Here is a 24,771-nt window from a genome sequence, read left to right as displayed (position 1 = left end):
GCCCAGCGTCTCGTCGGTACGGTCGCGGATGGCGGGCTGGTCGGCCTCGGGGATGCCCAGGAGCATCCCGATCACCCGCATCGGCATCTCGGCGCCGACGGCCTCGACGAGGTCGAACCGTTCGGCACCCGCCACCGGTTCGAGGGCGCGCCGGCAGAAGGCCCGTACGCGTGGCTCCAGGGTCGCGATCCGACGGGGTGTGAAGACCCGGGCGAGGAGCTTGCGGTGGATGTCGTGGACGGGCGGGTCCTCGAAGATGAGGGTGCCGGGCGGAAGTTCGATGTCCGCCTGGATGATCTCCAGGATGTCGCCCCGGGCGGAGGAGTAGGTCTGCCAGTCCGCGAGGCCCCGCTGGACGTCGGCATGGCGGCTGACGGCATAGAAATTGTGCTGGTCGTTGTAGTAGAGCGGGGCTTCCTCACGCATGCGTGCGTAGAGGGGGTAGGGGTCGCGGGCGAGGGCCGGGTCGTAGGGGTCCCAGTAGATGGTGTCGACAGTGGTCATGGACGCACCTCCCTGTGGTGTGCGGCTCACTTGAGCAGGGCGCCGGCGTCGATGGGCAGGGTGACGCCGGTGACGAAGCGGGCCTCGTCGGAGGCGAGGAAGAGGACGGCGTTGCTGATGTCCAGCGGCTCCACCCACGGGGTGGGGAGCATGTGCATGCCCTGGGACACCGCCGCGAAGTCGTCGACGGTGGGGTTCTCCAGGTCGGGGCGGAACATCCGGTAGGTGGCCTCGTGCATCACCATCGGGGTGTTCACCTGGGTGGGGTGCACGGTGTTGACGCGGATGTTGTGTGCCCCCAACTCCCCCGCCATCGTGCGCATCAGGCCCACCACGCCGTGCTTGGCGGCGATGTAGTGGCCGATGTTCGCGTAGCCCTTGAGGCCGCCGACGGAGCTGGTCAGGATGATGGAGCCGCCTCGTCCGCCCGCGACGATGTGCGGGATGGAGACCTTGGCGGACAGCCAGACGCCGGTCAGGTTGACGTCGATCATGTCGCGCCAGGTCTTCTCCTCCATGGCGTCGAGCGTGGCGCCGTCGCTGCCGAGGCCGGCGTTGGCCGCGACGATGTCCAGCCGGCCGAATTCGGCGACGCCGTCGTCCACCGCGGCCTTGAGCGCGTCGTGGTCGCGCACGTCCGCCTGTACGGCGTGGATACGGCGGCCCAGCTTCTGGACCTGGTTGACCGTCTCTTCCAGGTCCTCGGGCGTGGACATGGGGAACGTGACGCCGTCGAGCTGCTTGCACACATCGACCGCGATGATGTCGGCGCCTTCCTCCGCCAGCCGTATGGCATGGCTGCGGCCTTGACCGCGGGCGGCGCCGGTGATGAAGGCGACCTTGCCTTCTACTCGTCCGGGCATGAGTGACCTCGTCTCGTGAGTACGGGATGGGATGGGCTGGGGCGGGGTGACGATGGCGGGGAGGCCTGGTCACCGATGGGTGCGTCGGCGGCCGCGCACGAGGAGCGCGAGGAGGAGTAGCACGGTGGCCGGCGGGACGATGCGCTTGAGGGCGCCCCCGCCGGCGGCTTCGATGAGGTTGATGGGTTCGGCGACGAGGGGATCCGGGGCGGGTACGGGCTGCAGGACGGGTTCGGCAGTCGGATCCGGAGCGGGTACGGCGAGTTCGGCGGCCAGGTTCTCGGCGAACCGCCCGATGAGGGTGCCCGCGACCTCGGCGAGGGTGCCGCGGCCGAACTGGGCGGGCTTGCCCGTGATCGCGAGATCGGTGTCCACGAGGACGTCGGTGGAGTTCGTGCCCGACGCGACCAGCCGGCACGTCACCCGCGCCTTGGCCGTCCCGTTGCCGCGGATCTCCCTTCCACCGGCCTCCAGCACGACTGTCCTGTCCGCCTCGTCACGTGAAAGGAACGTGACGGTGCCGTGATAGGTCAGGCCGACGGGGCCGAGCTTGACCTTGATCCGGCCCTGGAAGCTGTCGCCGTCGCGGGAGGTGAGCGTCGCACCAGGGACGCACGGAGTGACACGTTCGATGTCCAGCAGGACCCGCCAGGCCTCCTCCACGGGCGCGGGAACGGTGAGCCTGTTCTCCATTTTCATACGGAGTCCTCGCGGTCGGCGGCAGCCCGGACGGCGTTGACGATCCCCTGGTAGCCCGTGCAGCGGCACAGATTGCCGGACAGGGCGGCGCGGATCTCCTCGTCGGTGGGTTTGGGGTTCTCGGCGAGATAGGCGGTGACCGAGACGACGAGGCCCGGGGTGCAGAACCCGCACTGGAGCCCGTGGTGCTCACGGAACGCGGCCTGTACGACGGACAGTTCACCGTCGGGCGAGGCGATCCCCTCGACGGTGGTGACCTCGCTTCCGTCGGCCTGTACGGCGAACACCAGGCAGGCGCGCACTGCTTCGCCGTCCAGCAGCACCGTGCAGGCGCCGCAGACACCGTGCTCACACCCCAAGTGCGTGCCGGTGAGGCCGCAGTTGACGCGCAGGAAGTCGGCGAGGGTGAGCCGGGGCGGCACGGTGTCACGGCGTGGGAGGCCGTTGACCCGTATCCGGATGTCGATGTCGTCAGCCATGGACCGCCTCCCGTACGGCGCGCCGCCAGGCGCGGGCCACCATGGCCGCGCCGACGCGCTTGCGATAGCCGGCCGATCCGTGCAGGTCGGACGGGATGGAGTCGAGGTGGGCCAGGGCTCGGCGTGCGATGTCGTCGGCCATGTCCTCGGTGGGTTCGCGCCCCATGGTCTCGGCCTCCGCCGCGTGGGCCCGGCATGCGCTCGGACCGAGTCCGAACAGGCCGATGGCGCACCGGTCGACCCGTCCGCCGGCGCCCAGGCCAACGGCGACGGAGGCACCGGCGAGCGCGAAGTCCCCGCTTCTGCGGGCGAATTCCTCGATGGCGAATCCGCGGGGCCGCCGCCAGACCGGGAAGGTGACGGCTGTGAGCAGCTCGTCCTCGGCCAGGGCGGTGGTCCAGGTCCCGGTGAAGAAGCGTGCGGCGGGGACGGCCCGGCGCCCCCGCACCGACAGCGCTTCGAGCTCGGCGTCCAGGGTGAGGGCCACCGCCGGGTACTCGGCCGCGGCGTCGGCGTGGGCGAGTGAGCCGCCGATGGTGCCGCGGCTACGGATCTGGAAATGGCCGATCAGCGGGGTGGCCCGGGCGAGGAGCGGCACCAAGTCCCGTATGTCCTCTGAGCGTTGGAGAGTGGCCTGGGTGGTCGTGGCACCGATGCGCACCGTCCCGTCGCGGTGCTCGATGCCCCGGAGTTGGTCCACGTGACGCAGATCGACCAGGTGCGCGAAGGCCGCGAGGCGCAGTGCCAGCATGGGTACCAGGCTCTGGCCGCCGGCGATGAGCTTCGCCTCGTCGCCCGACTCGGCGAGCAGCGCGACCGTTTCCTCGGTGGTGGTGGGGGCGTGATAGTCGAATGCCGCCGGCTTCATGGGGTCACCGCCCCTGCCTCTTCCACGAGTTCGACGATCGAGGCCGGTGTCAGCGGCAGCCGGCCGATCTCCACACCCAGCGGTGCGAGGGCGTCGGCGACCGCGTTCACCACGGCTGGGGCGGCTCCGATCGCGCCGCCCTCGCCAACTCCCTTGTGGCCGCCGGGTCCTGGGCCGGGTGTCTCGATGTGGCCGAGCTCGATGACGGGCACCTCGGTGGCCGTGGGGAGCAGGTAGTCCATGAAGGTGGTGGCGAGGGGGTTGCCGTCGTCGTCGTAGGCGAGGTGTTCGTAGAGGGCGCCGCCGATTCCCTGGACGGTGCCGCCGTAGATCTGTCCCTCGACCACACCGGGGTTGATCATGGGTCCGCAGTCCTCGCTGACGATGTACCTCAGCAGCTTCACCGCGCCGGTCACCACGTCCACCTCGCAGGTGCACAGGTGGGTGGCGTTGGCCCAGATCATGAGGTGCGGGGAGCGGTAGCGGCCGCTGGCCTCCAGGCCGGGCGGGATGCCGGGTGGCAGGGCGTGGGGCTGGAAGTAGGCGAGGTCGGCGATGTCGGCGAGGGTGAGCGCCTTCTCGGGATCGCCCTTCACCGATGCCCGGCCGCCGGTCAACTCCAGTTCCGCCACGGCGACTTCGAGCCTGTGTGCGGCGATCGCGAGGATGCGTTCCCGTAATCCGGCCGCGGTCTCGGCGATCGCGCCGGCGGTCATGGGACCCGACCGGCTGCCGCCGGTGCCGGCACCGTAGGGGGTGAGTGCCGTGTCTCCCTGGATGGTGCTGACGTCCTCGATGGCCGCGCCGAGCGCGTCGGCGGTGAGCTGGACGACGGTCGTCTCCAGGCTGTTGCCGCACGATCCCCCGGCGACGTAGACGTTGACCTTGCCGGAGGGCTCGATGCGGATGGTCGCGCCCTCGGTGCCGTGGAACGGGGTGGCCCCGGCGGTCGGTTCGACGTAGGTGCAGGTGCCGACGCCCAGGTAGCGGCCCTGGGCGCGGGCCTGCTCCTGCTCGCGCCGGAACACCGGATAGTCGAGCATCTCCAGAGCCTGCTCGAAGGTCTCGTACGGGGTGATGTGGTCGTAGGGCATGCCGTTGAAGTTCGCCGTCGGCAGGTCCTCGCGGCGCAGCATGTTGCGGCGGCGCAGCTCGACCGGATCCATGCCGAGGCGGCGGGCGGCGGTGTCCAGGAGGACCTCGCGGGCCATCGACTCGAACTGCCAGGGTCCGCGATATGCCACTCGGCCGCTGGTGTTGGAGAACACGAATCGGGAGCGGAAGGTGCCCTGGGGGATGCGATAGGGGCCGGGGAAGAGCAGGCCTACGGCGAGGCCGCTCTGCACGGGGGACGGTGTCGGGTAGGCGCCGGCGTCCTGGACGTGGTCGAGGGTGGCGGCGAGGATCCGTCCTTCGCCGTCGAGGGCCAGTCTCGCCTCGCCGTGCTCGTGGCGAGCCTGGCCGGCCGCCATGAGATGTTCCTGGCGGTCCTCGATCCACTTGAGCGCGGCGGGCAGCTTGGTGGCGGCGAGCATGACGCACATGTCCTCGCGCTGCGGCAGCACCTTCTGTCCGAACCCGCCGCCGGTGTCCCGCATCACCACCCGCACGCGATGCTCGTCGACACCGAGCAGACGTGCGCAGAAGGAACGGACCTCGTGCGGGGACTGGGTGGCCGCCCAGATCGTCATCTCCCCGGCGGGCGCGGACCACTCCGCGACAATGCCACGGGTCTCCAACGGCACGGGGCCGTACGACTGTTGATGGACCGTCACAGCGACCACGTGCGGCGCGTACTCGAAGACGGGGGCGAGCTCCTCCATCGGGCGTCCGGCGAGTTCGCCCACCAGGTTGCCCGGGTGGGTCGCGTGGACCGACTCCGGGGACCCCAGCGCGGCGGCGTAGTCGACGACCGGCGGTAGCTCGTCGTAGTCGACGACCACCAGTTCCGCGGCGTCCTCGGCCGTGTAGCGGTCCTGCGCGACGACCATCGCCACCGGATCCCCGACGAACCGCACCTCGCCCTCGGCCAGTGGCGGGCGAGGCGTGTCGGGGTCGTCGCGCCCGTTCAGCGTGTACCACTGCTCGCGCACCCCGGGGTTGAGGTCATCGGCGACGAACACCGCTCGCACGCCGTCCAGTTGGAGCGCCTCGGACAGATCGATGCCGACTATGCGGGCCCGCGCGACGGGGCTGCGGACGAAACAGGCGTGCAGCATCCCGGGCCGTACGACGTCGTCGACGTAGGTACCGGTGCCGGTCAGCAACCGGGCGTCCTCGACGCGCGGGGTGCGGGTGCCCGTATAGCGAGCCATCAGCCGTGCCCTCCGTTCATGTTGAACGAGTGTTTAACACGAGCGCTGAACAACTGTTTAACAGCGCCCCGCGGAGCCGTCAAGGACAATGAGCGCCATGACTGCGCCTCGCCGTATGGGCACCGAGAACTCGAAGACGCGCCAGGTCCTGCTCGACGTCACCGAGCGGCTGATGCTCAAGGAGGGATACGCCTCCGTCGGCGTGCGCCGGGTGGCTCGCGAGGCCGAGGTCGCCCCGGCGCTGGTGCTGTACTACTTCCGGACCCTCGACGACCTCTTCCTCGCGGTGCTGCGACGACGGGGCGACGAGGAGTTGGAGCGGGTGGTCCGCCGGCTGGACGGCCCCCAGCCGATACGCGCCCTGTGGCAGGTCACCAGCCACCCGGGGAACGCGCTGACCACGGAGTTCACCGCGCTGGCCAATCACCGCAAGGCGATCCGCGCCGAACTCGCCGCCCGCGCCGAGCGCTACCGCGAGGTACAACTGGAGGCGCTCACGCGACGGCTCGCACAGACAGGCGTCGAACTGCCGCCGACGGTGTCCCCCACCGTGCTGCTCATGCTGGCCAACGCCCTCGGCCGGATCCTCATGATGGAGAACGCGATGGGCATGACCACCCGGCACACCGAGGCACTCGAGTTCGTCGAACAGTTCCTCCAACGCTACGAAAGCGCCTCCGCCGACAACTGAAGGGCACGGCCGGCTCCCCGACCGGGTCGGCGGCCAACCCTTACCGCACGGTTGGTTTCCGGTCAGACGTTAGACCCGTGCGACAGACAGGGGAAGGGTGTGCGCAGACACGAATCTTGACCATGTGGGAAGCTTTGAGGTCTCAGCAGCCGCGCAGGACCGTCCCGGACCGGGCTTCGTCGAGGAGAGTGAGCGCACCGTGGGCCAGGCCAAAGCGCGTGGACCGTACGCCAAGACACCTGCCCGCAGGACGGAGATCGTACGAGCGGCACGCGACAGTTTCGCCGAGAACGGCTACACCAAAGCCTCCCTGCGCGACATCGCGGAACGAGCCGGCATCACCCACGCCGGCCTCCTGCACCACTTCCGGAACAAGGACGAACTCCTCGCCGAGGTACTCGCCGAACGCGACGCGGAGGAATGGCAGCAGGGCCTGGAAGCAGTGGACAGCCCGGACCAGCTCGCCCCCTATCTCGGCGAGCTCATCCGCCACCACCAGAGGGCCCCCGAACTGATGCGCCTGTGGATCGAGCTCGCCGCCGCGGCCGCACGGCCGGATCATCCCGCCCACGCCTACTTTGTCGAACGCTACGAACGCGGGCGCACCCAGTTCGCCGAGGGACTCGACAGCGAGGACGCGCACAGCAGGCTGCGCGAAGGCGTCAGCCCGGAGAGCGCGGCGGTCCTCTTCCACGCCGTGCTCAACGGGCTCCAGCTGCAGTGGGTGCTGGACCAGGACCTCGACATCGTCGGGCCCGTCACCGACTTCGTACGTCTGCTCTTCGATCACGACCGCGCCGACCAGTGAACGTAGCGCCGACCAACGCATCCCACACCCTCTGAAGCACGCTCGCGCACGGCCTCGCGGGCGACCCGAGGGATCTCACCCACAGAGGGCGGCGACGAACCGTCCGCGCCGCAGCGCGCTTCCCTCGCGCGCCAATTGCGCCCCCGCCACCTCCGGTACGCCCTAGGCGAATCGTCGCCATGGGCTGCCACCTCGGCATACGGACCGCTCGTTCCCGCCCCGCTCACCGCGCGCCCGGGCCCCACCGGCCGAGACGTTGCTGCGTAACGTTCTGATCACGAAGCCGAGCGGCAGCCTTCCCGCCCTTCCGATCCCGGTCTACCGTCCAGACGAAAACTAACCACACGGTAGGTGTTGGCGGGTCGCAACCTCGCACTCACGAACCGACGAACCGGCAAAGGTCGCAACCCGCCCTGCGGGAGAGCCCGCTCAATCCTCAACGCCCCTCCGTGCTCGGGCCGTTGCTCACCGCGCCCGAACGGCCGATCCGTGGCCCGGGTGCCACGAGGCCCAACCCACCGACACTCAGGAAAGCAGTCGACGATGACCGAATTCCCGCCCGGGTTCCTCTGGGGAGCCTCCACAGCCCCGCACCAGATCGAAGGCAACAACCTCAACAGCGACTTCTGGGCGAACGAGGGGCGCATCCCGGGCATGGAGCGCAGCGGCGACGCCTGCGACAGCTACCACCGGTTCCGCGAGGACATGCAGTTGCTCGCGGACGCCGGGCTGGGCGCCTACCGCTTCGGCATCGAATGGGCCCGTATCGAGCCCGTTCCCGGCATGGTGTCGCGCGCCGAACTCGCCCATTACCGGCGCATGATCGAAACGGCCTTCGAACTCGGTCTGACCCCGGTCGTGACCCTGCACCACTTCACCAGCCCGCTCTGGTTCGCCCAGGAGGGCGGCTGGCTCGGCGAACGCGCGGTCGACCGCTTCCGGGCGTACGTCGAGACGGTCGCGCCGATCCTCGACGGCGTCGAGTGGGTCGTCACCATGAACGAGCCGAACATGCTGGCCATCATGGTCGGCATGGCCCGGGCGATGCAGAGCGCGCAGGCCGCCGGGGAGTGGCAGAGTCCCACCCTCGACAACGAGGGGCCCCGACCGGCGCTGCCCGCCCCCGACGCGGCCATCGGCGCGCGGCTCGTCGAGGCGCACCATGCCGCGCGGGAGGTCCTGCGCGAGCGCGCCGGCGCCAAGGTCGGCTGGACGGTCGCCAACCGCGCCTTCGTCGCCCGTCCCGGGGCGGAGGAGAAGAAGCGGGAGCTGGAGTGGGTCTGGGAGGACCTCTACCTGGAGGGGTCGCGCGGCGACGATTTCGTGGGCGTGCAGTCGTACTCCAGCCCGTGGGTCAGCCCGGACGGCATCGAGCCCTACCCGCCGCACCCGGACAACACGCTGGTGGGGACCGCCTATCGGCCCGACGCCCTGGGCATCGCGGTACGGCACACCGCCGAGTTCACCGGCGGCCTGCCGATCCTGATCACCGAGAACGGCATCGCCACCGCTGACGACACCCGTCGCATCGCCTACACGGGCGAGGCCCTGGAGCACCTCGGCAAGGCGATCGCCGACGGGGCGGACGTACGCGGCTATCTGCACTGGAGCCTGCTCGACAACTACGAGTGGGGCCACTGGGCGCCGACGTTCGGTCTGGTCGAGGTCGACCGCGAGACGTTCGAGCGCCGCCCCAAGCCGTCTCTCGCATGGCTGGGCGAGACCGCCCGCCGCGGCCGGATCTGACCGCACTTCCACCGAAGGGACACACCGTGCAGGTTTCCGTACCCGACGTCTCGTCCAAGTCCCTGGCCGAACTCGTCTCGCTGAGCGGGCGGCGCGCCGTCGTGACCGGCGCGGGCCAGGGACTCGGCCGGGCCGTCGCCGAGCGGCTGACCGAAGCCGGAGCGGACGTGCTCGTCGCTGACATCCAGGACGAGCTCGCCACCGCCACCGCCGAGGAACTCGGCGCCCGAGGCCCCGGCCGCGCCCTGGGCACCCATCTGGACGTCACCGACACCGACAGCGTCGTGGCCGCCGCCGACCTCGCGGTGCGGGAGCTCGGCGGCATCGACATCTGGGTGAACAACGCCGGGATCTTCCCCAGCGTGCCCGCGCTGGAGATGTCCGACAAAGCCTTCGACGAGGTGTTCGCGGTCAACACCCGCGGCGTCTTCCTCGGCTCCCGCGAGGCCGCGCGCCGGATGAGCGAAGCCGGCGGCGGGGGCGTCATCGTCAACGTCGTCTCCACGGCCGGGTTCCGCGGGACGGCACCCGGGCTCGCCGCGTACGTCGGCTCCAAGCACGCGGCGCGCGGCCTCACCCGCCAACTGGCCCTGGAGTTCGCCCCGTTCGGCATCCGCGTACTGGGCGTCGCCCCGACGTTCGTACCGACCGAGGGGAACATGGCGGCGGCCGCGGCGGCCGGAGTGGACGCCGACTCGTTCATGTCCGTGATGCAGCCGGGCCCGCTCGGCCGGCTCGGCGTGCCCGACGACATCGCCCGGGTGGTGCTGTTCTGCGCCAGCGACCTCTCGGCCTTCATGACGGGCAGCACGCTCCTCGCCGACGCCGGCGAGACCTTGTAACGGCACACCGCCCCCAGCGCCCCGACGACCCGGTAGGAACCCCATGCTCTCGCCCCGCACCACCCCCACCCGCGACCTCGTCGGCCTCGACGGCCTGTGGCGGTTCGCTCTCGGCACCCGGGCCGGCGCGACCCCGTGGGCGTCGCGTATCGTCCCACCGCTCGAAGTCCCCGTGCCCGCCAGCTACAACGACCTGTTCGTGGACCCGGAGATCCGTGACCACGTCGGAGTCGTCTGGTACCAGCGCGACGTGCGCGTGCCGCGCGGCTGGGCCGGCGAACGCGTGGTCCTGCGCTTCGGGTCCGTCACCCACGCCGCGCAGGTCTACGTGGACGAACGGCTCGTGGCCGAGCACAGCGGCGGCTACACCCCGTTCGAGGCGGATCTGACCGGTGTCGTCGAGCCCGGCGCCGCGTTCCGGGTGACGGTCGGCGTCGACAACCGGCTGACGAACGTGACGATCCCGCCCGGCACCGTCACGACCGGCCCCGACGGCCGCGAACGGCAGTCGTATCTGCACGACTTCTACAACTACGCGGGCATCGCGCGCCCGGTCCGCCTGTACAGCACGCCGACGACCTTCGTCGAGGACGTCACCGTCGTCACCGGACGGGACGGCACGGCCGGCACCGTCGAGTACCGCGTGGAGACCGACGGCGAGCACGCCGACACCGTCACCGTGCGGGTGCGTGCGGTGGACGAGTCCGGCCGGACCGTCGCGGAGGGCCACGGCCCCGAGGGCGTCCTGCGCATCGAGGACGTCACGCTCTGGCAGCCGGGCGCCGCCTATCTCTACGACCTCGTCGTGGAACTGGCCGTCGACGGCGAGACCGTGGACAGCTACACCCAGCCCTTCGGCGTCCGGACCGTCGAGGTGCGGGGCACCGACTTCCTCATCAACGGCGAGCCGTTCTACTTCACCGGCTTCGGGAAGCACGAGGACACCCCGGTCCGCGGCAAGGGCCACGACGACGCCTACCTCGTCCACGACTTCCAACTGATGGAGTGGACGGGCGCCAACTCCTTCCGCACCTCCCACTATCCCTACGCCGAAGAGGTCCTGGACTTCGCCGACCGGCACGGGATCGTCGTGATCGACGAGACCGCCGCCGTCGGCCTCAACCTGGGCGTCCAGGGCGGCCTCACCGGCATCCCGCCGACCCCCACCTTCGCGCCGGAGAACTTCGGCGGGACGACCCGGGACGTCCACGCCCAGCACCTGCGGGAGCTGATCGAGCGGGACAGGAACCACCCGAGCGTGGTGATGTGGTGTCTCGCCAACGAGCCGGCCTCCAACGAGGACGGCGCCCGCGACTACTTCGAGCCCCTGGTCGAACTGGCCCGCAAGCTCGACCCGACCCGGCCCCTCACCTACGCCGCCGTCATGTTCGCGACGCCGCAGAACGACCAGATCGGCGACCTGTTCGACGTGCTCAGCATCAACCGCTACTACGGCTGGTACCTGTTCACGGGCGACCTCGCGACCGCCGAGGGGTATCTGGAGCAGGACCTGCGTGGGTGGGTCCAGCGCTTCGGCAAGCCCGTCATGATGTCCGAGTACGGCGCCGACACCCAGCCCGGCCTGCACTCCGTCTGGGACACGCCGTGGAGCGAGGAGTACCAGAGCGACTTCCTCGCCATGTACCACCGCGTGTTCGACCGCATCCCGGAGTTCGTCGGCGAACACGTCTGGAACTTCGCCGACTTCCAGACCTCTCCCGGCATCCACCGCGTCGACGGCAACAAGAAGGGCGTGTTCACCCGCGACCGCAAGCCCAAGTCCGCCGCGTTCGCCCTGCGCCGGCGCTGGCAGGGTCTGGGCGGCCGCAAGCCCGGCGAGGCCACGGCCGACTGACACCTGCGGGGGCGCGCGGCACCGTGCTTTCGTTACGCAGCACTGGGCTGCCACTGCGCCTCGTAACCGAGCAGGCGGCCCATGTCTCGACCCCGGCACCCATCGGCGTAAGGCCACGGCCACCACTGTTGTGCGTTCGCCGCAGCCCCGGGCGTCCCTCACCGGCGTCGCCCGAGCCGGGATCCCGGCGGTACGGCATCGACCGTGCCGCCGGCTGCCGCCACACCTCGTGACCATGCGACAAAGGAGTCCTCATGCCTCACGCCGACCGAGACGTCAGCGTGGTGGGGTCCCCCTTGACGGTGTCGCCGCAGGACGCCGTCGGGGTTCCCACCGAGCCGCCCGCCAAGCCCGAGATCGAGGCACCGCCGCTGCAGACGGTCGGCAGGGACTACCTCCTCTGGCTGATGATCGCCAGCTTCGGCGGGTCCCTGGCCCTGATGGTGCCCCTCTCCTACTCGCTCGCGGTGCGGATCTCCGACCTGGCACCCGGGCACGAGGAACAGCTCGGCTACGTCACCGGGTCCGCGCAGTTCGTCTACCTGGTCCTCAGCCCCCTGATCGGCCTCTGGAGCGACCGGACCCGTTCCCGGCTCGGCCGCCGGACCCCCTTCATGATCAGCGGCGCCCTCCTCGGCACCGTCGCGCTCGTCGGAGTGGCCCTCGCACCGTCGGTCCTCCTGCTGGGCCTGGCGTGGGTCGTCGGCATGATCGGCTGGTCCACGACCGGGCAGGCCGTCCAGAACGTCCAGGCGGACCGAGTGTCCGAGGAGCAGCGCGGCCGGGTCTCGGCGCTGACCAGTGTCATGACCCAGATCGCCCCCGTGATCGGCATCGGCCTCGCGTACGGGGTGGCCTCCAGCACGTTTCTGGTGTTCCTGGTCCCGGGCGTACTGGGCGCGGCCCTGGTGATCCTGTTCCCGGTGTTCAAGCCCGAGGGCGACTCCCGCACGCTCGTGCACACCGGCGGCGTGACCCTGCGGAGCATGGTCGCCAGCTACGGCTTCAACCCGCGCAAGTACCCGGACTTCGGCTGGAACTGGCTCGGCCGGTTCGTCTTCTTCATGGGCCTGTACTTCAACACGACCTTCGGCACCTTCTTCTACGCGCAGCGGCTCGACCTGCCGGTCAAGGAAGTCGCCGGGATCGTGGCGGTCATCGGGACCGTGGGCGTGGTGGCCGCTGCCGGCGGTGCCATCGGGGGCGGCTTCCTCTCCGACAAGCTCGGCCGGCGCAAGCTGTTCGCCCTGATCGGCTCCGCGGTGTTCGTCGCCGGGGCGGTCACCGAGGCGTTCGCCCACTCGCTGCCCCAACTGGTCGTCGGCGCGGTGCTGATGCAGTTCGCCATCGCGTTGTTCAGCGCCGTCGACCAGGCGATCGTGTTCGCCGTCCTGCCTGACCGGACCGAGGCCGGCCGCTATCTCGCCGTCGTCGCCTTCGCGCAGAAGATCCCCAGCGCCGTCGCCCCGCTGATCGCCTCGCTCGTCGTCACCCTCGGCGTCAGCGACGGCGGCGAGAAGAACTACACCCGGCTCTACCTGATCGGCGCCGTCCTGGCCCTGGTCGGCGGCCTCATCGTCAAGTTCAAGATCAAGTCTGTCCGGTAGCGCCGCCCCGGCCGGCGTCCCGAGAACCATCCTGTTCCACCGAGTTCGGAGAAGGCACAACATGCACAACGCACCGTACGACCTGGGCATCGACAGCAGCGGTGACGGCTTCCCCGTGTCGGGGCCCACACCCCGGCTGTCGTGGAAGCCGCCGTCGGACGCGGCACACCCGGTGGCGTACGAGGTGGAGTGCGCCGTCGACGACGAGGCGCGGCCCGCTGTGACCACTGCGGTGGGCAGGCACCGCTTCTTCCCTTGGCCGTGGGCGGCGCTGGACAGCGCCCGTCGGGTGGCCTGGCGGGTCCGGGCGCTCGGCGCCGACGGCGACTCGCCGTGGTCGCGGTGGCACACGTTCGAGAGCGGTTTGATGGCCGCCGACTGGCGGGCGAGCTGGATCAGTCCCGCCGAGTCCGGCGACCGCGGATACGGCAGGCGACCCGCATACGCGCTGTCGGCCCGGTGCCCGGTGCGGGCCGGGGTGCGCTCGGCACGGCTGTACGCGACGGCACTCGGGGTGTACGAGGCGTACGTCAACGGCGAACGGGCCGGCACCGCCGAACTCACGCCCGGCGCCACCTCGTACGACCGTACGCTCTACGCCCAGGCCTACGACGTCACGGAAGCCGTCGTCACGGGCGACAACCGGATCGAGATCCTGCTGTCCGACGGCTGGTACCGGGGCCAGGTGGGCGCCTTCCGCCAACCGGCCGGCTGGGGATCGGTGCCCGGCGCGCGGGCCGAACTCCACCTCATGCTCGAGGACGGCACACGGCAGGTCGTCCGTACCGACGGGACGTGGACAAGCGCGGAGTCGGCCATCACCCGGGCCGACCTGATGGACGGGCAGACCACCGACTTCCGCGTCGGGCCCGGCACCGAACGGCCCGTCCTCGTGGACCGGGTCGAGGCACCCGCGATCACCTGGTCGCCGGCACCGCCGGTGCGGGTCGTGGGGTCGCGCCCCGCACAATCGGTCCAGCGGATCGGGGACGGGCTCTGGATCGCCGACTTCGGTCAGAACGCCTCCGGCCGGATCACTCTGAGCGACCTCGGACCGGCCGGGACCCGTACCGTCATCGACTACGGCGAACACCTGGGCCCCGACGGCGACCTGACGACCACTCACCTCGACGCCACCCGGCCGGGCCAGGCATCGATCCCCTTCGTCCAGCGCGACGAGGTGGTGTCCGCGGGCGGCGGTGAGACGTTCGAGCCGCGCCACACCGTGCACGGCTTCCGCTACGCCCGCGTCCGACGCGACGGCGCCCCGCTCGACCCGGCGAGCGTCGTCATGCGGGTCGTCCATTCAGACCTGCGCCGCACCGGCACCTTCATGTGCGGACACGAGGATCTCAACCGCCTCCACGAGATCGCCGAATGGAGCTTCCGCGGCAACGCCGTGGACGTGCCCACCGACTGTCCGACCCGTGAACGCCTCGCCTGGACCGGCGACTACCAGGTCTTCGCCCCCACCGCGACACGCCTCTACGACGTCCTGGGCTTCAGCCGCAAGTGGCTGTGCTCCGTCCGCGACGACCAGCTGCCCGATGGCCGGATCGCCAACTTCTCGCCCGACGGACGCCGTATGAAACACCACCTCGACGACCAGTTCGCCCTGATGACCGGCTCGGCCGGCTGGGGAGACGCCGTCGTCGCCGTCCCGTGGGAGCTGTACGAGGCGTACGGCGACCGGGAGGTGCTGGCCGAGAACTGGGAGGCGATGGTCGGCTGGGTGGAATGGGCGCTCACGACCGCCCGTACGCTCCGTCACCCGTCCCGGACCGAGCGCTCGGCCGAACCGCTGCCGCACGAGCGGTACTTGTGGGACGGCTCCTTCCACTGGGGTGAGTGGACCGAGCCCCGGGTGAAGGCGGCCGACGGGAGCCGTGTCGACCCGGTCAAGGACGATCCCGTCGCCTGGTTCCTGGCCGACAAGGGCGAGATCGGTACGGCCTTCCTGTACCGCTCGACGGCGACCCTGGCCCGCGTGGCACGAGTGCTGGACCGTACCGAGGACGCGGACCGCTACGCCGAGATCGCCGAGCGGGTACGTGACGCGTGGCGCACCGAGTTCCTCTCCCCCGACGGACGCACCGTCGGGGACACCCAGGCGGGCTATGTACGCGCGCTGTCGCTCGACCTCGTCCCCGGTGGACTGCGCGAAGCCGCCGCCGCGCGCCTGGTCGAGCTGATCCGTGCGGCCGACACCCATCTCGGCACCGGCTTCCTCGCGACCGGCGACCTGCTCCCCGTCCTCGCCGATACGGGTCACCCCGACCTCGCCTACGAGTTGCTCCTCCAGCGCACCGCGCCGTCCTGGCTGTACATGCTCGACCGCGGCGCCACCACCATCTGGGAGGACTGGGAGGGCGTCGACGACACCGGCACAGCGCACGAGTCGCTCAACCACTACAGCAAAGGCGCGGTGGTCCGCTTCCTGCACACCCACGTCCTGGGCCTGCGGCAGATACCGAGGTCGGTCGCCTGGGAGTCCTTCGAGGTCGCGCCCGTCCCGCATCCGTCCGTGCCGTGGGCCCGGGGCACGCACGAGTCCCCGCAGGGCACGATCGCCGTCGAGTGGCGAACGGCAGGCGACCTGCTCACCGTCACGGTCGACGTCCCGCCGGCCACCACCGCACGCGTCGTCTTCCCCGACGGCACCACGGTGGAACCCCTTCCCTGCGGCAGGTTCAGCGCCTCCCGCCGCGTGGGGAAGGCGGGTTGAGTCGACCGGCGAGGTCCACATCCAGCACGTACTGACGGCCATCGCGGTCAATGGCGACCACTACCTCTTACTCTCCCGCCCCCACCCGGGCCCGACTCCTGAACGCCGTCGCCCGGTTGCGAATTCTTCAACGCGTCTGTCGCACCTGACTCGTGATCACAACAGCGCCGCCGCCAACGCGGAGGCCACGACCAGCACCGCCATCGGCACTATCACCACTCGTACCTGATCCATCCACCTCGGCACCCGACTCTCACTCCGTGCGGCGTGATCGGCACGTCCCGCGACATCCGTTGTCGCATCGGATTTGCCTGAACCGAACAATGCGCCACACCATGCGCAGTCACTGCCCTCGTGCGTGAGCCAGTAGGCGCCCGTCAGCCGGACGACGGCCACCGAAGCCCCGTCCTCATCCCCTGCCGCAGTCATGCCACCTCCAACGACAGGCCCAGTATGGGGAAACGAAGGCTTCCAGCCCTCTTGGGTGCAAACGGTCGTCGACCGGCGTCCGTGGAGTCGGCGACAACGACGCAGTACCGCCGGAGTCGACGGTCTCCTCGCTGGTGACCGGCTTCCGCTCGGGCTCGATCATGTCCGCGCCCCTGTCCCCGTCGGCCACGGCACGGGTCCCTCCACGGGGCAACCACGGCTGAGGGAGTATCAGGGGACGGTCAGGCCACCCTCCAGGAGCGCTTGCCGGTTGGCCGCGAGGAGTTCGAAGCGGTCCGCTTCGGTGCGGTCGATCTCCGTGATGTGCCAGCGCAGATGGGTCCCGGCACCCAGCGCGGCCGGGATGTCGATGTCCCCCGTACCGATGGGCGTCTGCGGTGTGTCCAATGTGGCGGGCCCGTCCTTGAGGTGGGCGGCCACGGCGCGTTCTCCGAGACGTTTCAGGACCTCGGCCGGGTCCTGGCCGGCCACGGCGGCCCAGTAGACGTCGGCCTCGGCGAGGACCTCGGGGTCGAGCAGATCCCACAGCACGTCGAAGGCGTGGGCGCCGCCCGGCAGCCGCGCCCACTCGAAGTGGTGGTTGTGGTAGCCGAGCCGGATCCCCGCCCCTGCCAGCTCCCGCGCCGCCGCGTTGAGCCGGCCGGCGAAGGCGCGCACTCCGTCGTGGCTCTCCAGGGACCGCTCGTCGAAGCCGTCGACGAGCCACGGAACCGGCACGAAGGCGGTGTCCGTGCCGAGGATGCGGCAGACCTCGACCGCGGCTGCCTGGCCGTCGGCCGAGACGGCGATGTGCACCGAGCTGACACCGAGGCCGGCCTCGTCCAGGTCCGCGCGCAACGCACGTGCGGTGGCGGCCAGTTCGTCGGGAGGCGTGTTCCACAGGCCGAGCGCGAACGGCTCGACGTGACGGAAGCCGAGCGTGGCCAGGCGCGCGAGCGTGCCGGGGCGGTCGGCCTCCAGGGCATCGATCACGCTGTAGAGCTGGACGGCGAGAGCGCCAGGTCTCATTCTTCGTCCTCTGGTGGTGCGGCCTGCGGGAAGGTCATCTTCATGAAGGCCCGGACCGGGCCGACGATGTCGAGATCCCGGTCGAGCAGCCATTGCAACTGCAGGCCGTTGAGCACGGCTTGGAGCAGGGTGGCGGCGTGTTCGGGGGCGATGGCCTCGTGCAGTTCTCCGCTGTCCGCCTTGCCGCGCATGCCCCGCGCGAACTGCTCGCTTCCCCAGGCGTAGCGCTGCACGAAGTATCCGTGTGCGGGATGCTCCGGACGTGAGGCGGCCGTCGCGAGCTCGATCCACAGCCGCATCAACTCGGGGGACTTCTGGTGGTGGCGCAGCATGTCGCCGAGGTACGGCGCCAGGTGGTCCATGTCCGGGACCTTCGACTCGGCGTACCGCCGTTCTTCCGTGTCGCGTTCGGCGAGCACGGCGGCGAGCAGGTCGTCCTTGGTGCGGAAGTGGTGCAGCAGACCGGCGTGGGTGATGTCGGCCCGCTCGGCGATGTCCCGTAGCGAAGCCTTCGTGAACCCGTGTTCCGCGAAGCTCTCGCGCGCCGCCCGGACGATCTCCGCCCGCCTCGCCGGGGTCTTGGTGTACGGGCCGCGAGCCTTGGCCTGGGTCACAGTGCGCTTCCTCTTTCCGAATCCCGCATCACCATTCCAAAAACCTTCCAAGCCTTAACGTTTCGCGGCCTGTTCGGATTGTGGGCGGCGGCGGCCATGAGCGCAAGGGACGGGACGCGGCGAGTTCACGCCGGATAACGCTCTGGTTACGAACGCGGTCCCCACTCTTCCCGCGCCTCCCGCCGGGGCTTACCTTCCGAATGAAATCCGACCACGTGGTAACTGTTCACGTGACAGGGTGCACCGGCGGATCAGCCACCGCCGCAACGGGCCCTGCTCACCACCGCATGCCGACGTCACTCAGGGCTCCGCCGCACACCCCCACGCGTGTGTCGGCCCACTCGTGCACCGGTGCATGACCGCACCGCCCTACCGACGCACTGACGAAGGCCTCGGCCCTCCAGGTTCCAGGACGAAGGAATCCACCATGCGCATCTGCTTCTCGCCTTCCCGGCCCGGGCCACGGCCGCGACAGCGCTCCCAGGCCCTGGCCGCCGTAGCCGCCGTAGCCCTGCTGGCCACGGTCACCTCGGCGTGCGACAGCGGCCCGACCACCGCGTCGGGCTCCGGCACCGACCAGACCCTCGCGCTGTCCATCCTCGGCACGCCCAACTCGTTCGACCCCGCCCAACTCGTCGAGGGCCAGCAGACCTACGTCTGGGACTCGATCTTCGACACGCTCCTTCTCCAGGACAACAAGGGCGAACTCCACCCCGGCGCCGCGCAGAGCTGGTCGTACTCCAAGGACGGCCGCACGCTGACTCTGAAGATCCGCCAGGACATGAAGTTCAGTTCGGGCGACCCGGTGGACGCGAACGCGGTGAAGGCCACCCTGGAGCGGATCCGCTCGACGCCGGGGCAGAGCCAGCTGTCGTTGGCCTCCGTCGCCTCGGTCGAGGCCCCCGATGCCTCGACGGTCGCCATCAAGCTCAAGCAGCCCGACGCCTCACTGCTCGCCGCGCTGTCGACGTCGCCCGGTGTGATCGGCGACCCCAAGACGATGGCGAACAAGAGCACCACTCTGAACCCGGTCGGCTCGGGGCCGTACACCCTGGATCCGAAGACCACGGTCAACGGCTCGGTGTACGTCCTCAACCGGCGCGACGACTACTGGAACAAGAAGGCGTACCCCTTCAAGACGGTCAAGATCCGGGTGATCACCGACCCGACCGCGTCCGCCAACGCCCTCAAGGCGGGCGAGACCAACGCCGGCACCGCCGACGTCTCCCAGCTGCCCGCGCTCAAGGCGGCCGGTTTCCAGATCACGCATGTGCAGGCGACCGCGGGCGCCTTCCTCGTCCTCGGTGACCGTGCGGGCACCAAGCTGAAGCCGCTCGGCGATCTGCGCGTCCGCAAGGCCATCAACATGGCCTTCGACCGGCAGAAGATGGTCACGCAGGTGCTGCGCGGCTCCGGCAAGGCCACCGACCAGCTGTTCAACCCGAAGAGCAAGGCCTACGACGAGGCGCTCAACCAGCTGTATCCCTACGACGTCGCCGGGGCCAAGAAGCTGCTCGCCGAGGCCGGCTACCCGAACGGCTTCAAGGTCACCATGCCGAGCCTCGTCTTCACCAAGTCCTTCGAGCCGCTGTTCACCCAGGCCCTCGCCGACATCGGCATCAAGGTGACCTGGGAACCGGTGCCGGCCCAGCAGACCACCACCGCCGTCGCCTCCGGCAAGTACCCCATGTTCCTGCTCGTGGAGGGCCTCGCCTCCGACGCGATCATGACCCGCAGCTTCTACACCCCGACCGGCTTCCGCAACGTCTTCCGCTCCACCGACCCGAAGCTGACCAAGCTCCTCGACCAGGCCGCCCGGGAACTCGACCCGGCCAAGGCCGCCGGGATCTACCGGGAGATCAACGCGTTCGGCGTCGACAACGCGTGGCTGGCGCCCGTCTTCTACCTGGGCAGCGACTGGGCCACCAAGAAGGGCATCGCCTACCTCGGCGACGGCTCCTCCACGATGTCCACCGTCCGGCAGTTCGGCGTCGCCGACTCGTCGCGGTCCGGAGGGTGAGCGGCCACCCATGACGGTCTATGTGCTGCGTCGCCTGACCGCGGGCCTCGTGCTCGCGGTCCTGGTGACCATGATCACTTTCCTGTTGCTCAGCACGTCCTTCGAGGACGTGGCGAGCAGTGTCCTCGGCAACGGCGCCACACCGGGGCAGATCGCCGCCCAGAAGGCGCGGATGGGTCTCGACCGGCCCTTGGCGGTGCAGTACGTCGACTGGCTCTCGCACGCCGCCCGCGGAGATCTCGGCGCCTCGTACTTCACCAGCGAACCGGTCCGCTCCGCGATCACCGCCCGGCTCGGCGTCACCCTGTCGATCGTCGTCGTCGCGCTGCTGGCCACCTCGGTCATCAGCGTCGCCCTGGGGGTGGCCGCGGCCGCACGCGGCGGCGCCGTCGACCGGTTCGCGCAGGGCGCCGCGATGACCGGCTACCTCGTCCCGAGCCTGCTCGTCGCCATCGCGCTGGTCTATGTGTTCGCCGTGAAGCTGCACGTGTTCCCGGCCACCGGATACACGGACTTCAGCGAGAGCCCGGCCCGCTGGGCGAGTTCCATCGCCATTCCCGTGGTCGCCCTGATGATGGGCGGGGTCGCCAGCCTGACCTCCCAGATCCGCGGCGCCATGATCGGCGAACTGCGCAAGGACTACGTCCGCACCCTGCGCACCCGAGGCATCCCCACCCGCTCCATCGTGCTGCGGCACGCCCTGCGCAACGCCGCCGGACCGGCCCTCACGGTCCTGTCCCTGGAGTTCATCCAGATGCTCGGCGGGGCCCTGATCATCGAGCAGATCTTCGCCCTGCCGGGCTTCGGTCAGTACGCGTTCAACGCCTCCCTGCAGGGCGACGTGCCGATCATCATGGGCATCAGCCTCTTCGGTGTACTGCTCGTCGTCGTGGTCAACCTCGTCGTCGATCTCCTCAACGGCTGGCTCAACCCGAAGGCGAGGATCGTCAGTTGACCACCCCGAATGCGGAAACGCGGCGCCGCTCCACTCTGCGGCGACTGATCGCCGACCCCCAGGCCGTCGTCAGCGCGAGCCTGCTCGTCGTCATCGTCCTGCTCGGGCTGCTGGCCCCCGTCCTCACCTCCCACGGTGCCAACGAGGCGAACCTGGACGCGGTCAACGCCGGCGCCGGCGATCACGGCTATCTGCTCGGCGGCGACAAGAGCGGCCGCGACATCTTCGCCAGGCTCCTGTTCTCGATCAACACCAGCATGGTCTCGGCGCTCATCGGCACGAGCATCGCCCTCGCGATCGGGATCACGTCCGGGCTGGTCGGCGGGTACTTCGGGCGGCGCGTACGCGGAGTCGCCGAGTGGCTGTTCAGCCTGATCATGACGTTCCCCGGGCTGCTGCTGCTCATCGTGCTGATACCGGTGACCAAGGGCGACTACAAGGCCACCATGGTCATCTTCGGCGTACTGCTCTCCCCGGGCGTCTACCGGCTCGTACGCAATCTCGTCCTCGGCGTGAAGAACGAGTTGTACGTGGACGCCGCCCGGGTCTCCGGACTCCCCGACCGGCGCATCCTGCGCCGGCATGTCCTCACCGTGGTGCGCGGACCGGTGATCATCGCCACCGCGTTCCTCGCCGGGTCGTCCATCGCCGTCCAGTCGGGCCTGGCCTTCCTCGGCGTCGGCTCGAACACGGTGCCCAGCTTCGGCGCGATGATCTCCGAGGGATTCACCAACCTGTACGAGGAACCGCTGCAGTTCCTGTGGCCGAGTCTCGTCCTCGGGATCATCACCGCCTCGCTCGTGCTCCTCGGCAACGCGCTGCGGGACGCCCTGGAGGGCGGCCGTCCGAAGCCGGCCCGGATCGTCACCGCCACCGCGTACCGGCCGCCCGCCACGGCGGGCACCGTCTCCGGACTGCTCACCGTCGACGACCTGGCGATCGCCTACCCGACGCCGACCGGCGAACTGAAGGAGGTCGTCAGCGGCGTCACCCTGAGCGTGGCGGCCGGGGAGACCCTCGGTCTGGTCGGCGAGTCCGGATCCGGCAAGACCCAGACCGCGTTCGCCGCACTGGGCGTGCTGCCAGCGGAGGCAGTGGTAACCCGCGGCTCGATCCGCCTCGACGGCCGCGAACTGCTCGGCCTGAGCGAACGCGAACTGCGAGCGGTACGGGGAACGTCCATCGCCTACGTCCCCCAGGAACCGATGTCCAACCTGGACCCGTCCTGCACGGTCGGCGCCCAGCTCGTCGAGGGCGTGCGCGCGGCGACGCCCGTGTCGAGGGGCGAGGCCCGCGACCGGGTACTGACACTCCTCGCCCGGGTCGGCATCCCCGAACCCGAGCGCACCTTCCGCTCCTATCCGCACCAGATCTCCGGCGGCATGGCGCAGCGCGTCCTCATCGCGGGCGCCGTCGCCAGCCGGCCTCTGCTGCTCATCGCCGACGAACCGACCACCGCCCTCGACGTCACCGTCCAGGCGGAGATCCTCGACCTGCTGCGCGACCTGCGCAAGGAACTCAACATGGCCGTACTGCTCGTGACCCACAACTTCGGTGTGGTCGCCGACATCTGCGACCGCGTGGCCGTGATGCGGGAGGGAACGGTCGTCGAGACCGGCACGACGGAAGAACTGTTCGGCGCGCCCCAGCACCCCTACACGCGCACGCTCCTCGACTCGATCCTCGACGAGACCACGCTGCGCACCGACCCGCCGGCCACCCCGGCGGGCGCGCTCGAAACGGAGAAGCGATGACCACACTGCTGGAGGTGAGCGATCTGCGCGTCGCCTACCCGGGGCGGGGCTTCAGAGCCCGCTCCCACGAGGTCCTCCACGGCGTGTCGTTCACCGTGGGGCAGAGCGAGACCCTAGGTGTCGTCGGCGAGTCGGGCTCCGGGAAGACGACCATCGGCCGGGCTGTGCTCGGCCTGGTCGCGCCCAGCGGCGGCACGGTCCGCTTCCGGGGCAACGACATCACCCGCGCCGGGCGCGCGGAGCGCCGCGCCCTGGCCCGGGACATCCAGGTCGTCTTCCAGGACCCGTACTCCTCCCTCAACCCCGCCCTCACCATCGGGGACATCCTCGGTGAACCACTCATCGTCCAGGGCAGCGGGACGAGTGAGGCCCGACACCGGGTGGCGGAGCTGCTCGACCAGGTGGGGCTGCCGAAGGACGCGTCGCAGCGACTGCCGCGGGAGTTCAGCGGTGGCCAGCGGCAGCGCGTGGCGATCGCCCGTGCCCTGGCACCCGCCCCCCGGCTCATCGTCTGTGACGAACCCGTCTCCGCACTCGACCTCACCACCCAGGCCCGCGTCCTCGACCTGCTCGTCGACATCCAGCGCCGCACCGGCGTCGCGTACCTGTTCATCTCGCACGATCTGGCGGTCATCCGGCACGTCAGCCACCGCGTGAGCGTGATCCACCGCGGCGACATCGTCGAGACCGGGTCGGCGAGTCGGGTCACCACGGACCCCGAACACCCCTACACGCAACGGCTCCTGCTCGCCGCGCCGGTCGCGGACCCGGCCGCACAGCGTCGGCGGCGCGAGGCGCGACAACACCTGTGACCTGTTCGCCGTACCGCATCAGGCGAACACGTCAGAACCCGTTGGCAGGAAGCCCCCCCCCGTGGGCCACGGCGCTTTCAGCAAGATGGTGTCGCGGGCTATAAGGCAGCGTGATGCCGAGTCGCTCCGCGAGATCGCGGGCGCTGGCGGTGGGTGCAGTGCGGCAGGAGTTTCGGCTCTCCGGAGCGGGTGAATACCGTCACCATCACGTAGACGTCCTGGGCGCCGATGGCGAGGTCCACGGCGCCGCCGACGGCGGGGATGTCGTCGCCGCTCCCGGCAGTTCGGTCACCGGGACCTTGCCCGCGTTGGTCAGGTCGGCGTCGACCACGTCACCCTTGGCCTTCGGGCAGCGCTTGACGCGTGGTCAGGCATGTGGCGCGCCATCGTCCGCCGCCAGGCGCGTGAGCCACTCACGCAGTAGGCGCTGCTCGGCGTCGCTCAGGACATCGGCACCGTCGGGGAGGGCGGCGCGCAGCGCGCGGGCCGCCGCGGGAGGACCGGACTCCGAGGCGGGGACCACCGGCTCGGCGCGAGTGACAGCAGCGACCATGGACTCGCGCAGGATGGTCAGCAGCGCCGGGTTGCGGCGGTCCGCAGGGGTGGAGTGCCAGGTGGTGACCGCGCCCTGGCCGGTCGCCTGGATGATCTGGGCGGCGAGCTCCTCGTCGACCCGCAACCATCCCCCGGCCGCCAGCCGACGCACCCGCCCGTGGAGGATCTCCAGGCCCGCGCGGTGTGCCGCGTCCGGTCCCCGGCCGATGGCCCGGTTCATCACCGCGAACAGCTCGGGGCGGGAGACCCCGAACTCGACCACCATGTCCCAGCCGCGGCGCAGTTCCTCCACCGGGTCCTGTGGGGCGGGGTCGAGCTGCGCACGCTTTCTCTCCAGGAACTGCGCGTATCCGTGCTCGGCGACGGCCTCAAGAAGCCCCTCCTTGTCGCCGAAGTGGCGGTAGATCGCCGGCGGCTGCATTCCGGCCGCGGTCGCGACCGCGCGGGTGCTCACCGCGTCAGGGCCGCCGTTCTCCAGCAGCTCGACGGCGGCCTCGACGATGCGTCGCCGTGGGCTGTCGGTTGAGTCGCGCGTAGCCATGAACCGATGATACCGATGATCTGTTTCCAGCGGAAATTCCAGTATTACCGTTTCTATGAT

19 protein-coding genes and 2 pseudogenes are annotated in these 24,771 nt (G+C 70.2%); 11 read left to right on the top strand and 10 right to left on the bottom strand.

Annotated elements, in window-relative coordinates:
• The 6 genes and pseudogenes from ACWDR3_RS30770 to ACWDR3_RS30745 form a co-directional block, all read right to left on the bottom strand.
• Positions 1–504, bottom strand: a pseudogene (locus ACWDR3_RS30770) (cytochrome P450); the annotation flags it as partial.
• Positions 505–530: 26 nt separating this feature from the next.
• Positions 531–1,367 carry a mycofactocin-coupled SDR family oxidoreductase gene (locus tag ACWDR3_RS30765; protein ID WP_450355842.1) on the bottom strand — a complete coding sequence of 279 codons (837 nt, stop codon included), beginning with the start codon at positions 1,365–1,367 and terminating at the stop codon, positions 531–533.
• 69 nt (positions 1,368–1,436) lie between these two features.
• Positions 1,437–2,060, bottom strand: coding sequence for an SRPBCC family protein (locus ACWDR3_RS30760; protein ID WP_450355841.1), 624 nt, complete (start codon positions 2,058–2,060; stop codon positions 1,437–1,439).
• Between the two features lie 2 nt (positions 2,061–2,062).
• Positions 2,063–2,545: a (2Fe-2S)-binding protein gene (locus ACWDR3_RS30755; protein WP_450355840.1), complete on the bottom strand. Its 483-nt coding sequence runs from the start codon at positions 2,543–2,545 to the stop codon at positions 2,063–2,065.
• Complete coding sequence (locus ACWDR3_RS30750) at positions 2,538–3,413, bottom strand: FAD binding domain-containing protein (RefSeq protein WP_450355839.1); 876 nt, start codon at positions 3,411–3,413, stop codon at positions 2,538–2,540. Before ACWDR3_RS30750 ends, ACWDR3_RS30755 begins: the two co-directional genes overlap by 8 nt.
• Positions 3,410–5,728 (bottom strand): xanthine dehydrogenase family protein molybdopterin-binding subunit, encoded by a 2,319-nt coding sequence (locus tag ACWDR3_RS30745; protein ID WP_450355838.1) that lies wholly within the window; start codon positions 5,726–5,728, stop codon positions 3,410–3,412. The genes ACWDR3_RS30750 and ACWDR3_RS30745 overlap by 4 nt, the downstream gene beginning before the upstream one ends.
• 97 nt (positions 5,729–5,825) lie before the next feature.
• Between ACWDR3_RS30745 and ACWDR3_RS30740 the strand changes: the two genes are divergently transcribed.
• From ACWDR3_RS30740 to ACWDR3_RS30710, 7 genes are all read left to right on the top strand, one after another.
• Complete coding sequence (locus ACWDR3_RS30740) at positions 5,826–6,419, top strand: TetR/AcrR family transcriptional regulator (RefSeq protein WP_450355837.1); 594 nt, start codon at positions 5,826–5,828, stop codon at positions 6,417–6,419.
• A gap of 199 nt (positions 6,420–6,618) precedes the next feature.
• A complete protein-coding gene (locus tag ACWDR3_RS30735) occupies positions 6,619–7,227 on the top strand; it encodes a TetR/AcrR family transcriptional regulator (protein ID WP_450355843.1) in 609 nt (202 codons plus the stop codon).
• A gap of 543 nt (positions 7,228–7,770) precedes the next feature.
• On the top strand, positions 7,771–8,973 hold the full coding sequence (locus ACWDR3_RS30730) for a glycoside hydrolase family 1 protein (protein ID WP_450355836.1): 1,203 nt from the start codon (positions 7,771–7,773) through the stop codon (positions 8,971–8,973).
• Positions 8,974–8,999: 26 nt separating this feature from the next.
• Positions 9,000–9,815: an SDR family NAD(P)-dependent oxidoreductase gene (locus ACWDR3_RS30725; RefSeq protein WP_450355835.1), complete on the top strand. Its 816-nt coding sequence runs from the start codon at positions 9,000–9,002 to the stop codon at positions 9,813–9,815.
• Positions 9,816–9,858: 43 nt separating this feature from the next.
• Positions 9,859–11,670: a beta-glucuronidase gene (gene uidA, locus ACWDR3_RS30720; RefSeq protein ID WP_450355834.1), complete on the top strand. Its 1,812-nt coding sequence runs from the start codon at positions 9,859–9,861 to the stop codon at positions 11,668–11,670.
• 254 nt (positions 11,671–11,924) lie between these two features.
• Positions 11,925–13,277 (top strand): MFS transporter, encoded by a 1,353-nt coding sequence (locus ACWDR3_RS30715; protein WP_450355833.1) that lies wholly within the window; start codon positions 11,925–11,927, stop codon positions 13,275–13,277.
• Positions 13,278–13,338: 61 nt separating this feature from the next.
• Positions 13,339–16,002 (top strand): family 78 glycoside hydrolase catalytic domain, encoded by a 2,664-nt coding sequence (locus tag ACWDR3_RS30710; RefSeq protein WP_450355832.1) that lies wholly within the window; start codon positions 13,339–13,341, stop codon positions 16,000–16,002.
• 660 nt (positions 16,003–16,662) lie between these two features.
• On the opposite strand, the gene ACWDR3_RS30705 is transcribed toward ACWDR3_RS30710, so the two are convergent.
• Complete coding sequence (locus tag ACWDR3_RS30705) at positions 16,663–17,460, bottom strand: sugar phosphate isomerase/epimerase family protein (protein WP_450355831.1); 798 nt, start codon at positions 17,458–17,460, stop codon at positions 16,663–16,665.
• On the bottom strand, positions 17,457–18,074 hold the full coding sequence (locus tag ACWDR3_RS30700) for a TetR/AcrR family transcriptional regulator (RefSeq protein ID WP_450355830.1): 618 nt from the start codon (positions 18,072–18,074) through the stop codon (positions 17,457–17,459). The genes ACWDR3_RS30705 and ACWDR3_RS30700 overlap by 4 nt, the downstream gene beginning before the upstream one ends.
• 427 nt (positions 18,075–18,501) lie before the next feature.
• Between ACWDR3_RS30700 and ACWDR3_RS30695 the strand changes: the two genes are divergently transcribed.
• Genes ACWDR3_RS30695 through ACWDR3_RS30680 form a run of 4 tightly spaced genes read left to right on the top strand, consistent with a single transcriptional unit; the run spans position 18,502 to position 23,615 of the window.
• Positions 18,502–20,094 (top strand): ABC transporter substrate-binding protein, encoded by a 1,593-nt coding sequence (locus ACWDR3_RS30695; RefSeq protein WP_450355829.1) that lies wholly within the window; start codon positions 18,502–18,504, stop codon positions 20,092–20,094.
• Positions 20,095–20,104: 10 nt separating this feature from the next.
• On the top strand, positions 20,105–21,049 hold the full coding sequence (locus tag ACWDR3_RS30690) for an ABC transporter permease (RefSeq protein WP_450355828.1): 945 nt from the start codon (positions 20,105–20,107) through the stop codon (positions 21,047–21,049).
• A complete protein-coding gene (locus tag ACWDR3_RS30685) occupies positions 21,046–22,803 on the top strand; it encodes an ATP-binding cassette domain-containing protein (protein ID WP_450355827.1) in 1,758 nt (585 codons plus the stop codon). Before ACWDR3_RS30690 ends, ACWDR3_RS30685 begins: the two co-directional genes overlap by 4 nt.
• Positions 22,800–23,615 carry an ATP-binding cassette domain-containing protein gene (locus ACWDR3_RS30680; RefSeq protein ID WP_450355826.1) on the top strand — a complete coding sequence of 272 codons (816 nt, stop codon included), beginning with the start codon at positions 22,800–22,802 and terminating at the stop codon, positions 23,613–23,615. Before ACWDR3_RS30685 ends, ACWDR3_RS30680 begins: the two co-directional genes overlap by 4 nt.
• 149 nt (positions 23,616–23,764) lie before the next feature.
• Here ACWDR3_RS30680 and ACWDR3_RS30675 read toward each other — a convergent pair.
• Together ACWDR3_RS30675 and ACWDR3_RS30670 are read right to left on the bottom strand one after the other, a co-directional pair.
• Positions 23,765–23,964, bottom strand: a pseudogene (locus tag ACWDR3_RS30675) (3-oxoadipate CoA-transferase); the annotation flags it as partial.
• Between the two features lie 18 nt (positions 23,965–23,982).
• The gene (locus ACWDR3_RS30670) at positions 23,983–24,711 is read right to left on the bottom strand and encodes a TetR/AcrR family transcriptional regulator (protein WP_450355825.1); all 729 of its coding nucleotides are present in this window, start codon (positions 24,709–24,711) and stop codon (positions 23,983–23,985) included.
• Positions 24,712–24,771 lie beyond the last annotated feature (60 nt).

Source organism: Streptomyces sp. NPDC001002 (assembly GCF_053599215.1).
This window is presented reverse-complemented; position numbering and strand designations above follow the sequence as displayed.

What these genes read in the sequence shown, in the direction of transcription:
- ACWDR3_RS30765 (WP_450355842.1), bottom strand. Translation starts at nt 1,367, where the DNA reads ATGCCCGGACGAGTAGAAGGCAAGGTCGCCTTCATCACCGGCGCCGCC.
- ACWDR3_RS30760 (WP_450355841.1), bottom strand. Translation starts at nt 2,060, where the DNA reads ATGGAGAACAGGCTCACCGTTCCCGCGCCCGTGGAGGAGGCCTGGCGG.
- ACWDR3_RS30755 (WP_450355840.1), bottom strand. Translation starts at nt 2,545, where the DNA reads ATGGCTGACGACATCGACATCCGGATACGGGTCAACGGCCTCCCACGC.
- ACWDR3_RS30750 (WP_450355839.1), bottom strand. Translation starts at nt 3,413, where the DNA reads ATGAAGCCGGCGGCATTCGACTATCACGCCCCCACCACCACCGAGGAA.
- ACWDR3_RS30745 (WP_450355838.1), bottom strand. Translation starts at nt 5,728, where the DNA reads ATGGCTCGCTATACGGGCACCCGCACCCCGCGCGTCGAGGACGCCCGG.
- ACWDR3_RS30740 (WP_450355837.1), top strand. Translation starts at nt 5,826, where the DNA reads ATGACTGCGCCTCGCCGTATGGGCACCGAGAACTCGAAGACGCGCCAG.
- ACWDR3_RS30730 (WP_450355836.1), top strand. Translation starts at nt 7,771, where the DNA reads ATGACCGAATTCCCGCCCGGGTTCCTCTGGGGAGCCTCCACAGCCCCG.
- uidA (WP_450355834.1), top strand. Translation starts at nt 9,859, where the DNA reads ATGCTCTCGCCCCGCACCACCCCCACCCGCGACCTCGTCGGCCTCGAC.
- ACWDR3_RS30715 (WP_450355833.1), top strand. Translation starts at nt 11,925, where the DNA reads ATGCCTCACGCCGACCGAGACGTCAGCGTGGTGGGGTCCCCCTTGACG.
- ACWDR3_RS30710 (WP_450355832.1), top strand. Translation starts at nt 13,339, where the DNA reads ATGCACAACGCACCGTACGACCTGGGCATCGACAGCAGCGGTGACGGC.
- ACWDR3_RS30705 (WP_450355831.1), bottom strand. Translation starts at nt 17,460, where the DNA reads ATGAGACCTGGCGCTCTCGCCGTCCAGCTCTACAGCGTGATCGATGCC.
- ACWDR3_RS30695 (WP_450355829.1), top strand. Translation starts at nt 18,502, where the DNA reads ATGCGCATCTGCTTCTCGCCTTCCCGGCCCGGGCCACGGCCGCGACAG.
- ACWDR3_RS30690 (WP_450355828.1), top strand. Translation starts at nt 20,105, where the DNA reads ATGACGGTCTATGTGCTGCGTCGCCTGACCGCGGGCCTCGTGCTCGCG.
- ACWDR3_RS30680 (WP_450355826.1), top strand. Translation starts at nt 22,800, where the DNA reads ATGACCACACTGCTGGAGGTGAGCGATCTGCGCGTCGCCTACCCGGGG.
- ACWDR3_RS30670 (WP_450355825.1), bottom strand. Translation starts at nt 24,711, where the DNA reads ATGGCTACGCGCGACTCAACCGACAGCCCACGGCGACGCATCGTCGAG.